This is a genomic window from Shewanella rhizosphaerae, from assembly GCF_019457655.1.
GTDB lineage: Bacteria > Pseudomonadota > Gammaproteobacteria > Enterobacterales > Shewanellaceae > Shewanella > Shewanella loihica.
In genome coordinates this window covers 3,009,292-3,022,614 of sequence record NZ_CP080420.1, presented here as the reverse complement: position 1 = coordinate 3,022,614, position 13,323 = coordinate 3,009,292, and the positions used below count along the sequence as shown (strand labels likewise).

The 13,323-nt window shown below is 54.3% G+C and carries 14 protein-coding genes; 11 read left to right on the top strand and 3 right to left on the bottom strand.

The features are described 5' to 3' along the window. Positions 1-155 precede the first annotated feature (155 nt). A complete protein-coding gene (locus tag K0I63_RS13280) occupies positions 156-626 on the top strand; it encodes a MarR family winged helix-turn-helix transcriptional regulator (protein WP_220081345.1) in 471 nt (156 codons plus the stop codon). 265 nt (positions 627-891) lie between these two features. After that, positions 892-2,433 carry an NADP-dependent phosphogluconate dehydrogenase gene (gene gnd, locus K0I63_RS13275; RefSeq protein ID WP_220081344.1) on the top strand — a complete coding sequence of 514 codons (1,542 nt, stop codon included), beginning with the start codon at positions 892-894 and terminating at the stop codon, positions 2,431-2,433. 78 nt (positions 2,434-2,511) lie between these two features. Here the strand turns inward: gnd and K0I63_RS13270 are convergent, their stop codons facing one another. Next, positions 2,512-4,044 (bottom strand): DUF3612 domain-containing protein, encoded by a 1,533-nt coding sequence (locus K0I63_RS13270; RefSeq protein WP_220081343.1) that lies wholly within the window; start codon positions 4,042-4,044, stop codon positions 2,512-2,514. A 181-nt stretch (positions 4,045-4,225) separates the two neighbouring features. Between K0I63_RS13270 and K0I63_RS13265 the strand changes: the two genes are divergently transcribed. Further along, entirely contained in the window at positions 4,226-4,762 is a 537-nt protein-coding gene (locus tag K0I63_RS13265) for an aldolase/citrate lyase/malate synthase family protein (RefSeq protein WP_011866356.1), read from the top strand. Positions 4,763-4,834: 72 nt separating this feature from the next. On the opposite strand, the gene K0I63_RS13260 is transcribed toward K0I63_RS13265, so the two are convergent. Further along, positions 4,835-5,707: a 1,4-dihydroxy-2-naphthoate polyprenyltransferase gene (locus K0I63_RS13260; RefSeq protein ID WP_011866355.1), complete on the bottom strand. Its 873-nt coding sequence runs from the start codon at positions 5,705-5,707 to the stop codon at positions 4,835-4,837. Positions 5,708-6,114: 407 nt separating this feature from the next. Here K0I63_RS13260 and K0I63_RS13255 point away from each other — a divergent pair, with 407 nt between their 5' ends. From K0I63_RS13255 to ompW, 5 genes are all read left to right on the top strand, one after another. Next, on the top strand, positions 6,115-7,032 hold the full coding sequence (locus K0I63_RS13255; protein ID WP_220083449.1) for an SDR family NAD(P)-dependent oxidoreductase: 918 nt from the start codon (positions 6,115-6,117) through the stop codon (positions 7,030-7,032). A gap of 147 nt (positions 7,033-7,179) precedes the next feature. Next, the gene (gene tesB / locus K0I63_RS13250) at positions 7,180-8,043 is read left to right on the top strand and encodes an acyl-CoA thioesterase II (protein WP_220081342.1); all 864 of its coding nucleotides are present in this window, start codon (positions 7,180-7,182) and stop codon (positions 8,041-8,043) included. A 28-nt stretch (positions 8,044-8,071) separates the two neighbouring features. Then, positions 8,072-8,464 (top strand): YbaY family lipoprotein, encoded by a 393-nt coding sequence (locus tag K0I63_RS13245; protein WP_220081341.1) that lies wholly within the window; start codon positions 8,072-8,074, stop codon positions 8,462-8,464. A gap of 249 nt (positions 8,465-8,713) precedes the next feature. Beyond that, complete coding sequence (locus K0I63_RS13240) at positions 8,714-8,923, top strand: hypothetical protein (RefSeq protein ID WP_220081340.1); 210 nt, start codon at positions 8,714-8,716, stop codon at positions 8,921-8,923. Between the two features lie 749 nt (positions 8,924-9,672). Then, positions 9,673-10,353, top strand: coding sequence for an outer membrane protein OmpW (gene ompW, locus K0I63_RS13235; protein WP_220081339.1), 681 nt, complete (start codon positions 9,673-9,675; stop codon positions 10,351-10,353). Positions 10,354-10,433: 80 nt separating this feature from the next. On the opposite strand, the gene K0I63_RS13230 is transcribed toward ompW, so the two are convergent. Further along, complete coding sequence (locus K0I63_RS13230; RefSeq protein WP_220081338.1) at positions 10,434-11,204, bottom strand: SDR family NAD(P)-dependent oxidoreductase; 771 nt, start codon at positions 11,202-11,204, stop codon at positions 10,434-10,436. Positions 11,205-11,322: 118 nt separating this feature from the next. Between K0I63_RS13230 and K0I63_RS13225 the strand changes: the two genes are divergently transcribed. From K0I63_RS13225 to K0I63_RS13215, 3 genes are all read left to right on the top strand, one after another. Next, positions 11,323-11,724 carry a YbaY family lipoprotein gene (locus tag K0I63_RS13225; RefSeq protein WP_011866349.1) on the top strand — a complete coding sequence of 134 codons (402 nt, stop codon included), beginning with the start codon at positions 11,323-11,325 and terminating at the stop codon, positions 11,722-11,724. Positions 11,725-11,797: 73 nt separating this feature from the next. After that, a complete protein-coding gene (gene metA / locus K0I63_RS13220) occupies positions 11,798-12,763 on the top strand; it encodes a homoserine O-acetyltransferase MetA (protein ID WP_220081337.1) in 966 nt (321 codons plus the stop codon). Then, positions 12,756-13,301: a GNAT family N-acetyltransferase gene (locus tag K0I63_RS13215; protein ID WP_220081336.1), complete on the top strand. Its 546-nt coding sequence runs from the start codon at positions 12,756-12,758 to the stop codon at positions 13,299-13,301. The genes metA and K0I63_RS13215 overlap by 8 nt, the downstream gene beginning before the upstream one ends. Positions 13,302-13,323: the final 22 nt, after the last annotated feature.

The following is a 13,323-nucleotide window of genomic DNA, read 5'->3' as shown; positions in this document are numbered from 1 at the left end:
AAAGCTTGAGGCCGCTGGCACAAGCGGGAAAGGTGATGAAATCTTAAGTCGTAACGCATTAAGTCATAAGGCGTTAAGTCATTAAGTTGCAGATTAAGCGGTAGCGCATTGAGCAAAAGTTGAGTAACAGTTAAGTCAGAAAAATGGGTAACACTATGAGTAAGCAGATGAGTGAAGCAGAGACTGCAGTAGTAACTGAAGAGGCGCAATGCCTGTCGGATAATGTCTGTTTCGCCCTCTATACCGCCGCCAATGCCCTGGTGCGCGCCTATCGTCCCTTGCTGCAGGAGTGCGATCTGACCTATCCACAATACCTGGCGATGCAGGCGCTCTGGCTCAAAGATAACGCCAGCCTGACAGATCTCTCCCAGGCGACACGGCTGGATCTCGGCACCTTAACCCCTATCGTCAAGCGCCTGGAGGCTAAGGGGCTGGTGGTGCGTCATGTGGACAGCCGGGATGAGCGTAAGAAGGTGATTCAGGTGACTCAGGCCGGCGAGGCCCTCAAGCAAGAGGCGCTGGCGCTGAAGCAGCAGCTGCTGGAGAAGGTGAGCGTGTCGGACATTGAGCTGGAACAGCTAAGGCAAGTTTGTCTGACCTTGACCCATGAGCTCAACCAGAAATAGTCGATTCAGCAAGCTATTCAGGTGCTTGATGGCGCTACCTTTTAAATGAGAAAACACTGTTCTGCACAGCGGCCAGTAAGCCTGGACTTTTCCTAGTAATTAACTTACCAACTTTTGTATAATCGCGACCAATTTCGTGCCTATCGACTATGTGGCTCGCAGTTGAAGCAATTGAGCGATTTAAGCTTATGATTTGACTCAGATAGTCCAGACTATAATAAAGGATAGGTGTAGACAATCTCAGTTTCCCATGGGGAAAAATCTCATGCAAAATCACTCAGACCTCCTCGACATAGGCGTGATAGGCCTAGGCGTTATGGGCAAAAACCTGGCGCTTAATATTGCCGACAATCGCTACCGCGTCGCCGCCTTCGATCTCGACTCAGCCAAGCGAGATGCCCTGCTTGAGCAGGAGCAAAAAGAGCGTCCCGCCTTGCAAGCGCAGCGCATTTTAGGATGTAGCAATCTTTCAGAAATGTTATCCAGTCTCGCAAAACCTCGGGTGTTGGTCCTGTCGGTACCTGCCGGTGCGCCAGTGGATGGCGTCTGTAATGCCCTGCTTGAGGCCGGGATAGAGCAGGACGATATCGTGGTGGATACGGGCAACAGCCTGTGGACAGATACAGTGGCCCGCGAAGCCCAATATCAGGACAAGTTTATCTTCTTTAGCTGCGCCATCTCAGGCGGCGAGATGGGTGCCCGCTTCGGACCCTCTCTGATGCCGAGCGGCGACATCAAGGCCTGGGACAGAATCAAGCCGATCTGGGAGGCGATTGCCGCCAAGGTAGACCCTAAGACCGGCCTGCCCATCGAGCGCCAAGAACCGGGTAACCCTGTGACCGAGGGCGAGCCATGCACCACCTACATAGGCCCGGCAGGCGCCGGTCACTATGTGAAGATGGTACATAACGGCATCGAATACGCCGACATGCAGCTGATCTGCGAGGCCTATCAACTGCTGAGCGACGGTCTTGGGCTGAGCGCCGCCGAGGTGGGTGAGATCTTTGCTCGCTGGAACCAGGGTAGCCTCAATAGCTACCTGATGGAGATCAGCGCCGATGTGCTGTCACAGGCCGACCCCCTAACCGGCAAGCCGCTGGTGGAGATGATTCTGGATAAGGCGGGTCAGAAGGGCACCGGCCTGTGGACCGCGGTAAGCAGCTTGCAGATTGGCTGCCCGGCGCCGACTATCGCCGAGGCTGTATACGCCAGGGCGGTGAGCACCCAGAAGCATCAGCGTCAGCAGCTGAGCCTGTTGCTGGCTGGCCCCGAGCCGCTGACATTGAGTGACGATGAGCGCGCCGCCTTTATCGATGAGCTGGAAAACGCCCTCTACTGCGCCAAGATCGCCTGTTATGCCCAGGGTTTCCAGCTGATGGCGATGAATGCTCAGGAGCGCGGCTGGCGGTTGGATTTTGCCGAAATCGCCAAGATCTGGCGCGCCGGTTGTATCATTCGCGCCACCTTCCTGCAATCGATCACTCAGGCCTATCAAGAGGCGCAGAAGGTGGGTGAGCCTCTCGACAACCTGCTGATGGCCGAGACCTTTAGCCTGGCCTTGTCGGCCAAGCAGCAAGACTGGCGCCGCGCGGTGGCAAGGGCCACCATGAGCGGCGTGCCCGTGCCTTGTATCGGCTCGGCGCTGGCCTACTACGACAGCTACCGCAGCGAGACCCTGCCGGCCAATCTGCTGCAAGGTCAGCGGGACTTCTTCGGCGCCCATACCTTCGAGCGTATCGACAAGCCCGCCGGTGAGAAGTATCACCTCAACTGGAGCCATAGCGAGCGCACGCTGGAGAAGCTCTAGTGCTTCATTAAGCTTCAATAGAAAAGAAAAACCGCTAGCGATTGACTAGCGGTTTTTTTATCTCGGCGTTGTGGCCGCCTAGCCCTGACAGCCACCGCTCTCGTAGCAGCTTGGCTTGCGCGGACAGCTGGCGCCGCGGGAACAGATGAGCCTAGCCTCGCTGTCGATGCCGCGCTCGACCCAATTGATGTTGAGGATCTTCGCCACACGCTTGATGTCTGTCTTGATGTTGCTGGGCAGGGGCGCCGAGCCGCCATTGTCCACACAGACCTCCTTGAGTTGTTGCGCCACCTGGTTGGCATCACCTCCCTGGGCCTCGATGGCCGGGTTAAGGTCGATACCGGCGCAGAGCACATGGGGATTGCCCGCCAGGTCTTTCACCCGAATCGATTCGCAGCAATAGATCTTGGGTTCGTTGGCCACATCCAGGATGGAGATCTGCGCCGAGGAGCCCTGGGTCGAGGCGTTGATCATCCTAAACACCGCCCAGTGTTGGCAGGGATCTTCCACCTTGCGCATGTTGCCCCAGGGCAGGGGAATACCGTTGCCGCGATACACGGCCTTGAGCTTACCGGGCGAGTAGGCATCGAAATAGTGCCAGTGGCTGTAGGGGGAGACCGCCGTCATGCGGCGCATGGCCACCGAGGGGGAGACATCCACTAACTTGGCCACATCAATCTCATAGCCGTGACGATCGAGCAGCTGCCTGAAGGGCACCTTAGGGCAGAGCAGGGCGCCGGCGAAGAAGCTGGACTCGAAGTCCCGCCAGGCATGCAGGATATCCTGGGCGTCCACTGTGGAGGATTGCCCACGATTGTCGGCCTCATCCACCAGGCTGGTGCCATGGCTGCGCCCGGCCACCATGATACTTTTTAAACCGTCTTTATTGTGCAGCACGCTATGGCCGATATGGACCGCTAGGTCGTACTTGAGGCGGCGGGTATGTTGGTTGAGCAGCTGGTTGAGGCAGATCTTGTTGGGCTGCTCGAAATAGGAGGTGATGATGTGCTGCTTGCCGGCCCCCGCCTCTTCGCGGATCGCCTTGGGCGCGCGGGTAAACCATTTCACCACCAGGCCGAGACGCTGGACTATGGCCAACAGATCCTCAAGGCTCAGGGGCATGCGTTTGAGCCCCACCTCTTCGGCCGCGCGCTCGAGATCGGGAAAATGATTCTGATGATGTTCCTGATGGGCGCGGATCAGCAGGTGCGCAAATTGACGGCCGCTGATCCCCGTCTGGGAGAGCATCTCTGGGATGGCGATCTGCAATATCTCGTTGGAAAACAGGAAGCTTGGCTCCAGCGCCATGCCACTGATCCCGCCGCGAGAGCCTTTGACTGGGGTGATGGCCTGCTCCTCGGGGGCGTCGTCGAGAAACCAATCTACCTCCTTTTGAAACACGGCGGCGATCACTGCCAACATGCCGGCACTGGGCACGCGCTTGCCGCGCTCTATCATGGAGAGGTAGGAGACTGAGGGCGCGGAATCCGCATCCACCCTGACACAGCGGGCCGATAGGTCTTCCATGGTTAGATTATTACGTTTCCTGAGATTGCGTATCTTAGTGCCCAGGAAATGCGATTTTCTCATCAAGCTGCTATTGGTCTTCATTTTGTAAAATTCACACTGTGAAATTTCTATTGTGAAATTGTAATGAAAAAGCCGCTAGACTACAAATTAAGCAATCGGGGAAGCGACAAATCCCTTAGAGCGCCACTTAAAGCTGTAGGGCAAAGATGTCATCAGCGAGTCAAACATAGCGATAGATAGCATAAGTGAGAGGGATGAGGCGATGAATATACAGACAGAACAACTAGACCAGAGTATTTACAACTTCATCAAGCAGGTAATGCCTATGACACAGATTAATGGAAACAATGCGCTGGCACCTCAGATGCAGCAAGATGGCCTGACCTATGCCAAGCAGATCTTGGATCAGTACTTTCCACTGAGTCAGGGGTCTCACCAGGATGTCTGCAGCTATGTGATCTACTACAAGCAGCTACTGGCCTTCTTCGCCGATGGCAGCCAGAGCGGTCTGGCACAGCCCAAGCAGTTTGTGGCCCTCTCTGGTCATAAGTGCGAGCCAAGCTCTCTGGTGCTGAAGAATAACGGCTTCCATATCGAGATTGCGCTGGATCGCCGCGGCGAGCAGGGACGTCACGATCTGGCCGGCATCAACGATGTGCAGGTCGAGGCGGCGCTGATGACTATCGTCAATAGCGCGCAGAGCCCTTGTCAGCGTACCTGGACCAGTCTGGTTACGGGTCAGGCAGATCAACACTGTAAAGAGTTCACCTCGAAAGACGGAACCGAATACTGCCTCTAAATTGTGTGATGACTCGCCATAAAAAATGCCAGCAATTGCTGGCATTTTTTATGGTCATGTCGATTTCCCGCTTTAGGCCAAGGCGAGTCCCAGGCTGAACAGGGCGCTGAAGATCACCGTGAGTTTCGCCGTGCGTCCCAGCAGCGGATTTAACGCCGCCCCCGAGGTTTGGCTAAATTCGCTGTTGAGTTTGCGCGCCAGGACTAGCGACAGGCCACCGAGCAGCACAGGCAGGCCGGGTAAAGTTCCAAGCAGAAAACCGCCGATGACGAGGGCGAAAGGCAGATAGACCAGCGCCTGATACAGGACTCTGGCCTGACCTTCACCTATCTTAACCGCCAGGGTGCGCTTGCCTGCCTTGGCATCCGTGGGGATGTCGCGGGTGTTATTCACCAGCATCACGGCGGCGTTAAACAGGCCGATGGCGCTGCCTAAGATCCAGGCGGCGACACTGGTGTCATGGGCCTGAAGGTAGTAGCTGCCCACCACGGCCACCAGGCCGAAGAAGATAAAGGCGGCGACTTCACCCAGACCATGGGAGGCCAGCGGGTAGGGGCCGCCACTGTAACCCAGTGCGCCCAGGATGGAAGCCGCGGCTAGGATGGCGATGGGCCAGCCACCATGATAGATGAGCAGCGAGCCCACCAGCAGCGCCAGCAGCAGACAGGCGATCATGGCGTTGCGTACCTTGCTTGGGTCGAGCAGGCCACTCTGGGTGACGCGCACCGGGCCGAGTCGCTCCTCGGTGTCGATACCGCTCTTAAAATCGAAGTAGTCGTTCGCCAGGTTAACGGCGATCTGCAGCAGCAGGGCGCACAACATTGAAGTTGCGGCGATAAGCCAACTAAATTGTGTCAATGACAGGGCAAGGGCATTACCGACTAAGATAGGGCCAATGGCTGCGGGAAGAGTACGTGGGCGTGTCGCCAGGATCCAGGGATTCATTATCTGCGTTCGTAATTATTAGGTAGGGACTGAGCTAGGCTCGAAAATATAGCCCAAGCATAGCAAAAAAGCCCAAGTCGATGAAGCGCTTGCATTAGCATTATGTGAACAGCCTCGTTTTATTTTTCAGGGAGCTTTAGCCTAATACTCAGAGCCTTTAATAAAGCTTAAACGTATTGTTAAAATTTTGTGTAATTTTGACGCGGCGCACATCTTTGCGGCGCCTTTCCTTCAAATCTGTTGCCAGCCTCAAAGAACTCTTGCCAGACATGTGCTGTTATAGCTGTCTGACTGTGAGATTCTGCTGGGAATGTTTTAAGCTTATCTAATTAATTTATATAGATTTTATAAATTTAGCACTTGGCTTAACTAGGGCGTTTCGGCGGCGAGAGACAAGGATCAGGATGATGCGTTTTGATGAACAGGTTGCTGTCGTCACAGGAGCGGGGGCTGGCTTAGGACGAGCCTACGCGATCGCCTTAGCCGAGCGCGGGGCGCGCTTGGCCATTATCGATTCGGGCTGCGGCGATAGTCGCTGCCAGAGTTATGCAGGCGCAGGGCTCAACAAGACCGCCCGTACCCTCGCCGAGCTGGGCGCCGACTGCCTGAGTTTCCAATTGGATGTCACCGACAGTCAGGCCCTAAAGAGTGCGATTGAGACTGTCCTCAAGCGCTGGGGTCGCATAGATATCGCCATCAATAACGCCGGCATCCACACGCCAGTCTCCTTCGATAGCCTGAGTTTCGAGCAATGGCAGCGGCAGCTGGATGTGGATCTCAACGGCAGTTTCCATCTGACCAAGTTGGTGTGGCCGCAGATGAAACGGCAAAATTATGGCCGTATCCTCATGACTGCGGGGGCCAGCGGCCTGTATGGTGACATGCATGAGACCCCCTACAGCACCAGCAAGATGGCGCTCGTCGGCTTGGTCAACAGCCTGGCCAAGGAGGGGCGCGACTACAATATCTCGGTCAATACCCTGGTGCCACAGGCCTTAACCGCCATGACGGCGCATCATCTCAGCCCTCTGGTGAAGCCGCTGTTCAGCACCTCTTCGGTCAATGCCACCCTGCTGTATCTCTGCTCATCGATGGCCTGCAGTGGTCAGCATCTGCTGGCCGCGGCCGGTAGCGTGAGCCACGGGATGTTTGTCGAATTTCAGCCGCTACGGATTGTGGAAGATGGCTGCAAGCCCGAGGTGATCGCCCAGCGCTGGGATGAGCTGTACCGGGCGCAGCCCTATCATTTTCATGAGTCCGGCGAAGAGCAGGTAACCGCCTGGGCGAGGCGCAGCGCCGCCGAGCACCACGTGGATATTGAGTAGGCCCAGATAACGAATAGATGACGAATAGGTGGCAGTAAGTGACAAATTGCTGCAGGAACCACCAGGAAAGTTTAACTGCCCTAGCAAGATAAGGGGAATCTAAGGTAAGCTTGACGACCAATATTGATGAGTTATCGGTGAGGTTGCATGAGTCAGGTGTTAGATGATCTGTTATCCCTTTTATCGCTGGAACAGATAGAGGTAGGCCTCTATCGGGGTCAGAGCCAAGATCTGGGCTTCGGCCATGTGTTTGGCGGACAGGTCATGGGCCAGGCCCTGAGCGCCGCGGCGCAAACCGTCGACAGCGAACGTCAGGTACACTCCTTCCACTCCTATTTCCTGCGCGCCGGTGATGAGAAACAACCCATAGTCTATGACGTGGAAAATATGCGCGATGGCGGCAGCTTTAGCGCCCGCCGGGTGAAGGCGATTCAGAAGGGCAGACCCATCTTCTACATGACTTGCTCCTTCCAGAAGCCGGAGCAAGGGCTAAATCACCAGAGCAAGATGCCGGATGTGCCGGGCCCTGAGGGCCTGCTGAATCAGCAGGAGCTGGCCTCGACCCTGAGGGACAAGGTGCCTCGCAAGGTGCTGGAGAAGTTTATGGCGGACTCGCCGCTTGAGATGCGCCTGGTTAACCCATGCAATCCTATGGAACCCAACCAGAGCGAGCCCATCAGGCATGTGTGGATCCGCGCCAATGGCGAGGTGCCCAAGGATCTCTCGGTGCATGAATATCTGCTGGCCTACGCCTCAGACTTTAATTTCCTGGTGACGGCGGCGCAGCCCCACGGCGTCTCATTCTTAACCCCGGGTATGCGCATGGCCACCATAGATCATGCCATGTGGTTCCACCGTCCGCTGGATCTTAGCCAGTGGCTGCTCTATAGCATAGATAGCCCCAATGCCGGTGGCGGCCGCGGCTTTGTACGTGGCGAGTTTTACACCCAGAGTGGTGAATTGGTGGCCTCGGCGACGCAGGAAGGCTTGATTCGATTAACACAGGGATAAACGAACAGTGAGTGAAAGGTTGAATGTGATGAAGATGAAAATGAAAGCCATATTGGCGTCTTTGCTGCTTATTCTGTTGGCAGGTTGTGTGACGGTAGAGCCTGAGCCTCCGATATTCGTCAACGGCGCCGCCGGTTATCTGGAGAAGATTAACCTGCCGCAAGGCAGTAGCATTACCATAGCGGTGATCGATCTCGACACCCCGGGCGCCATCATCGCCCAGAAGAGCTTCGATATCGCCAGGGCGCCTGTGCCATTCAAGTTTGCCTTTGCTCGCGAGACCATAGACAAGAGCGTCAACTATGGTGTGGTCGCCATGATCCAATATCAGGGCAAGGTGATCTTCCAGACCTACGATAGGTTCCCGGTGATCAACAACGGCAAATACACCACTGAAGTGGTGATGAAGCTGGTCAAATAAGCTGGTAAAATAAGCCAAGCAGTTAATGGATAGATAAGGGAGCCTCAGGGCTCCTTTTTTTATGCTCTATTTTCCACTATTTAATACTCCTATTGTTGCTCCAAGTTATCTCCACTTGTGGGGCGTCGTCTTTGTCCCGTGTGTATTAACTTGAGTAAATTTCAGCCAGGTGCCCTCATATGACCCTTGATTAAATATATTTTATCCAATAGGGTGAAATGATAACAATAACAAATCAAGGAAGAGCAGATGCAGTTTATCGGCAGTCATCATCTCATAGGTAGCTTGCCCGGCGCCGAAGAGCAGGGCACTGGATCTCAAGATCAGCGTGAGCAGCGTAATAGTTCGCAACATGCTAGTTGGCAGGAGCCTGAAGCGCAGGAGCCCCTGTTTGCCAGCCTGGTACTGCTCAGCCTGGCGATGCTGAGCCTCGCGCTTGCCATCTCTTCGGCGAGTTAGCCGAGCCTAACTACTTCAAGTTTGCCGTCTCAAGCCTGTTCTCTCAGGGGGCTCAGCTAGGGATTGTTATCTGAGGTTTGTTATCTTATGCGTGTCATCTAGATAGTGGCATCTCAAGCGTGGCATTTCGAGATTGGCTATTTGAGCTTGGCATCTAGAGTGTGTCATCTAATAAGTGTCACCTTAGCTTTGCCATCTCGGAGCTGCGAAAACAGGCGCCTCTTATTATTAGTGTCTTATTTCTAGCGCCGTATTCCTAACGTCATATTCCTTGCACGGTCCAGGCCTTGTCAAAGTTGTCCTAGGCTTATCAGAGTTGCCCGGTCAGCTTGATGCGCTAGCCCCAGCTCCCATATCGGCCAAGTGTGCGATTCTTCTCTAGGCCGGTATCGCTTGCTCACTTCCCTCAGTTAGTGGAGTTTCCATCAGCACTCTTTTTTGAGGTGTATGCTTAAATGCAGCGCCATTTCACATCGTGTTATCAGCTTGTTAGTTATCTAATTTGACCGAGATTGGTTTGGTTGATCAACAAGTGATCGATGCGGATGTGGGTCACGAAAATTAAAGGGGTATTGTCAATATTTGTTTATTTGCTGTGATCTGGATCGCGCCCAGCTATACAAAAAGGGGTATTACCTTAGCTTATTGATTTGGATCAAGAACTTCTTGATGTCTATCTGGCAGGATACGCGCAAATGTAAGGATTTTGATAATAAAAACAACGTTAACTGTTGTATTAATGGAGTAGTATGATGAAAAAAACTATCGTTTCAGGTCTGATCGCTGCCGCCCTACTGTCTACTGGATTTGCCGCTTCTGCTCACCAAGCTGGTGACATCATCGTTCGTGCCGGTGCTGTTACCGTTGCGCCAAATGAATCTAGCCAAGATGTGAATACACCTGACCTGGGTAACCTAGGTGAGTTCTCTGTAAGCAGCAATACACAAGTAGGTCTGAACTTCGGTTACATGCTGACCGATAACTTTGGTATCGAGCTGTTGGCCGCTACCCCTTTTAGCCATGACATTTCGCTAAAAGGCGTAGGTAAAGTAGCTGAAACCAAGCACCTGCCACCTACTTTAGTGGCTCAGTATTATTTTGGTTCGGCTGATTCTAAGCTGCGTCCTTATATCGGTGCCGGTGTGAACTTCACTAACTTCTTCGACAACAAGATCACTAATGATGCGGGCGGACGCCTGTCTGATCTGAGCCTGTCAAACTCTTGGGGTCTGGCGGCGCAAGTGGGTATCGACTACCAAGTGAACAAGAACTGGCTGGTTAACGCTTCTGTTTGGTATGCGCAAATCAGCACTGATGCCAAGTTTAACTATACCTTCGACAATGCAGGTACTGCGACAACCGTGCCTGTGACTATCGAAACAGATATAAACCCTTGGGTTTACATGGTGAGCGTAGGTTACACCTTCTAATCTCGCTAAATATCGAAATGAAAAAGGAGCCAATCGGCTCCTTTTTCATGTCTGCTTTTTAACTTTCTGCTTTCTTTGGCCTATTGCGCCTTCTTGGCCGCTCTGGCCGCCTTGCGCTCTTCCTTGGTGCGCCAGTGACGGGTGTTGTAGATAAATTCAGGCAGCAGCTTGGTTAACCAGGCCACCAGACGCCAACGCTTGGTTATGTAGGCGCGGCGTTTGCCTTTCTGCATCGCTTTGAGTGCCTGGCGCGCTACCTCATGGGGTGGTGATAGCCAGAGACGGCTCTGCTGCATGGCCGCCTTGTCCAGCAGGCCAAGCTGAAGATCACTAATGGTGATCGGCAGCTTGAGGCGCTGGGCATGCATGCTCAGTCCTTCGAGGTAGCTGCTGGCATAGGCCTTGGAGGCATGATAGGCCACGCAGGGGCCGCCCCTCAGTCCGGCGATGGAGTTAATGGCCGCGAGCTGGCCATAGCCCTGATCGACAAATAGTCTGAATGCCGTATTGCATATGGCGCTATAGCCCTGCACATTGACGGTAATGATATCCTGTTCCAGTTGCCAGGGAAGCGAGGCGTCGTAGCCATTGAGGCCGGTATTGACGATCACCAGATGGGCGCCGCCCAGTTGCTGCCAGACACTTTCCAGGGTGGCGATGATATCCTTTGGCCTCTCTATTGCCAGCTCATGTAGGCTGACCTGGGTGGGCAGAGACTGAGAAAATTCCGTAAGGGATTCGGTATCTTGTGCCAGCAGGGCCAGTTCGACGCCTTGCTCGGCAAGTTGTTTGGCAATTTCACGGCTAACGAGTGAGCTGGCGCCCACAATTATTGCAGTAGCTTGAGACATGAGGCTATTTCTCAATAAATGGTTCGCCTATGATATGAAGATCTCTGATAGAGAACAAGATTTATAGTATAGACATATGGACATCCAGAAGTCTTGATGTATGATTAGGAGCAAGAGTATGAACAGATGGTTAAAACCCCTAGCGGCAGTGGCGATGAGTGCGGGCCTGTTGACGGCTTGTGCAACCCCTAATGCCAGCGTGGAGATCCAGGGGGAGGTTTGGTTTAAGGAGCGAATTGCCTTACCACCCCAGGCTGTGCTGTCGGTGCAGATTCAGGACGTGTCTAAGATGGATGCGCCTGCCGTGGTGTTAGCGGCCTTCGAGCGCGACGACGTGACCACACCGGCACCCTTTGGTTTTGTCATCCCAAGGGATCAGTTCGAGGCGGGCCATACTTATAGTGTGGGCGCCAAGATCACCCTGGATGGCAAGCTGATGTTCATCAATACTCAATCCTACCCCATAGATTTAGGCGATAGTGCGCCTATCTCTGTGCTAGTGCAGCGCGTCGGCGGTTAAGGCGAGACACCGCGCCGCTTGCGACACCTAGCCTATTATGGGGCTCTGTTAACCAGGTCGAAAGAGGCGCGGTATGCCGGTAAAAATTCCCGATAATCTGCCAGCGGCGGAAATTCTCGAATCAGAAAATATCTTTGTCATGTCCGAGACCCGGGCGGCCAATCAGGATATCAGACCCATGAAGGTGCTGATCCTCAACCTGATGCCGAACAAGATAGAGACTGAGACTCAGCTGCTGCGCCTCTTGGGTAATACCCCCTTACAGGTGGATGTGGATCTGCTGCGCATCCACGACAAGGTCTCCAAGCACACCTCAATCGACCATATGAACAACTTCTATCGTGATTTCGAGGCGGTGCGCCATAAGAATTACGATGGCCTGATCATTACGGGCGCGCCGCTGGGGCAGATAGAGTTTGAAGAGGTAACCTACTGGGATCATATTCGCGAGATCATCGACTGGTCCCAGCACCATGTGACCTCTGTGTTGTTTCTCTGCTGGGCGGCCCACGCGGCCCTGTATCACCTCTATGGCCTGCAGCGTAAGCTGCTCTCGGCCAAGCGCTCCGGGGTGTTTAATCATCAGCGCACCCATAAACATTTCCCGCTGCTGCGGGGCTTTGACGATGAGTTCTTCGCGCCCCATTCTCGCTTTGCCGAGATGGAGGTGGCCGATCTCAAGGCTCACAAAGAGCTGCAGGTGCTGGCCGAGTCCGACGAGGCGGGCGCCTACCTGGTGCTGAGCCGCAACAATCGCAACCTGTTTGTGATGGGTCATCCCGAATATCAGAAATCCACCCTGAAGGATGAGTATCAGCGGGATCTCGCCGAAGGCCTTAACCCGAGTGTGCCGAAAAACTATTTTCGCGGCGATGATCCCAGCCAAGCGCCGGTCGCCCGCTGGCATGGTCACGGCAGCCTGCTGGTAAGCAACTGGCTCAACTACTATGTCTATCAGCTGACCCCATATGATCTCCATGATATGAGCGCCATCACCCCCTGGGAGCATGAGTACAAGGATACCGAGGACAATGATTAAAGCGGATGCGGGCGTATCGCCTACCCTGATTGAGACCCCCAGGCTCATCATGCGCCAGTTTGTGCTGCAAGATGCCGAGGCGGTGTACCGTTTCGCCTCGAACCCCGAGGTGGTGCGCTATACAGGAGATGGCGATGATATCAAGAGCTTGGATGATGCCAGGCATGTCATAGAGAACTACTGGCTCGCAGGTTATCGCGACCCAGGCTATGCCCGTTACGCGCTGATCCATAAGCAGAGCAATGAGCTTATCGGTTTCTGCGGCGTCAAGTATGAGCCGCTGCTCAACCGCGGGCAGGGCGGGGTGGATATCGGCTATCGCATGTTGCCCGAGTATTGGGGTAAGGGCTTGGCCACAGAAGCCGTGATTGCCAGTCTGAATTACGCCAGAGAGACATTAGGCATAGCCTGCGTATACGCCGAGGTGATGGTGGAAAACGTCGCTTCCAGCCGGGTGCTGGAGAAGGCGGGCATGGAGCGGATAGACTGCTACGAGGATGACGGGGTTCGTCTGTACCTCTATCGTACCCCCGAGTAGCCTTGCGAAGCCATCAAGGCGT

Coding starts and splice junctions, on each gene's coding strand:
- metA (WP_220081337.1), top strand. CDS start 11,798: ATGCCGGTAAAAATTCCCGATAATCTGCCAGCGGCGGAAATTCTCGAA.
- gnd (WP_220081344.1), top strand. CDS start 892: ATGCAAAATCACTCAGACCTCCTCGACATAGGCGTGATAGGCCTAGGC.
- K0I63_RS13230 (WP_220081338.1), bottom strand. CDS start 11,204: ATGTCTCAAGCTACTGCAATAATTGTGGGCGCCAGCTCACTCGTTAGC.
- K0I63_RS13270 (WP_220081343.1), bottom strand. CDS start 4,044: ATGAAGACCAATAGCAGCTTGATGAGAAAATCGCATTTCCTGGGCACT.
- ompW (WP_220081339.1), top strand. CDS start 9,673: ATGATGAAAAAAACTATCGTTTCAGGTCTGATCGCTGCCGCCCTACTG.
- K0I63_RS13260 (WP_011866355.1), bottom strand. CDS start 5,707: ATGAATCCCTGGATCCTGGCGACACGCCCACGTACTCTTCCCGCAGCC.
- K0I63_RS13215 (WP_220081336.1), top strand. CDS start 12,756: ATGATTAAAGCGGATGCGGGCGTATCGCCTACCCTGATTGAGACCCCC.
- K0I63_RS13255 (WP_220083449.1), top strand. CDS start 6,115: ATGCGTTTTGATGAACAGGTTGCTGTCGTCACAGGAGCGGGGGCTGGC.
- K0I63_RS13265 (WP_011866356.1), top strand. CDS start 4,226: ATGAATATACAGACAGAACAACTAGACCAGAGTATTTACAACTTCATC.
- K0I63_RS13245 (WP_220081341.1), top strand. CDS start 8,072: ATGAAGATGAAAATGAAAGCCATATTGGCGTCTTTGCTGCTTATTCTG.
- K0I63_RS13240 (WP_220081340.1), top strand. CDS start 8,714: ATGCAGTTTATCGGCAGTCATCATCTCATAGGTAGCTTGCCCGGCGCC.
- K0I63_RS13225 (WP_011866349.1), top strand. CDS start 11,323: ATGAACAGATGGTTAAAACCCCTAGCGGCAGTGGCGATGAGTGCGGGC.
- tesB (WP_220081342.1), top strand. CDS start 7,180: ATGAGTCAGGTGTTAGATGATCTGTTATCCCTTTTATCGCTGGAACAG.
- K0I63_RS13280 (WP_220081345.1), top strand. CDS start 156: ATGAGTAAGCAGATGAGTGAAGCAGAGACTGCAGTAGTAACTGAAGAG.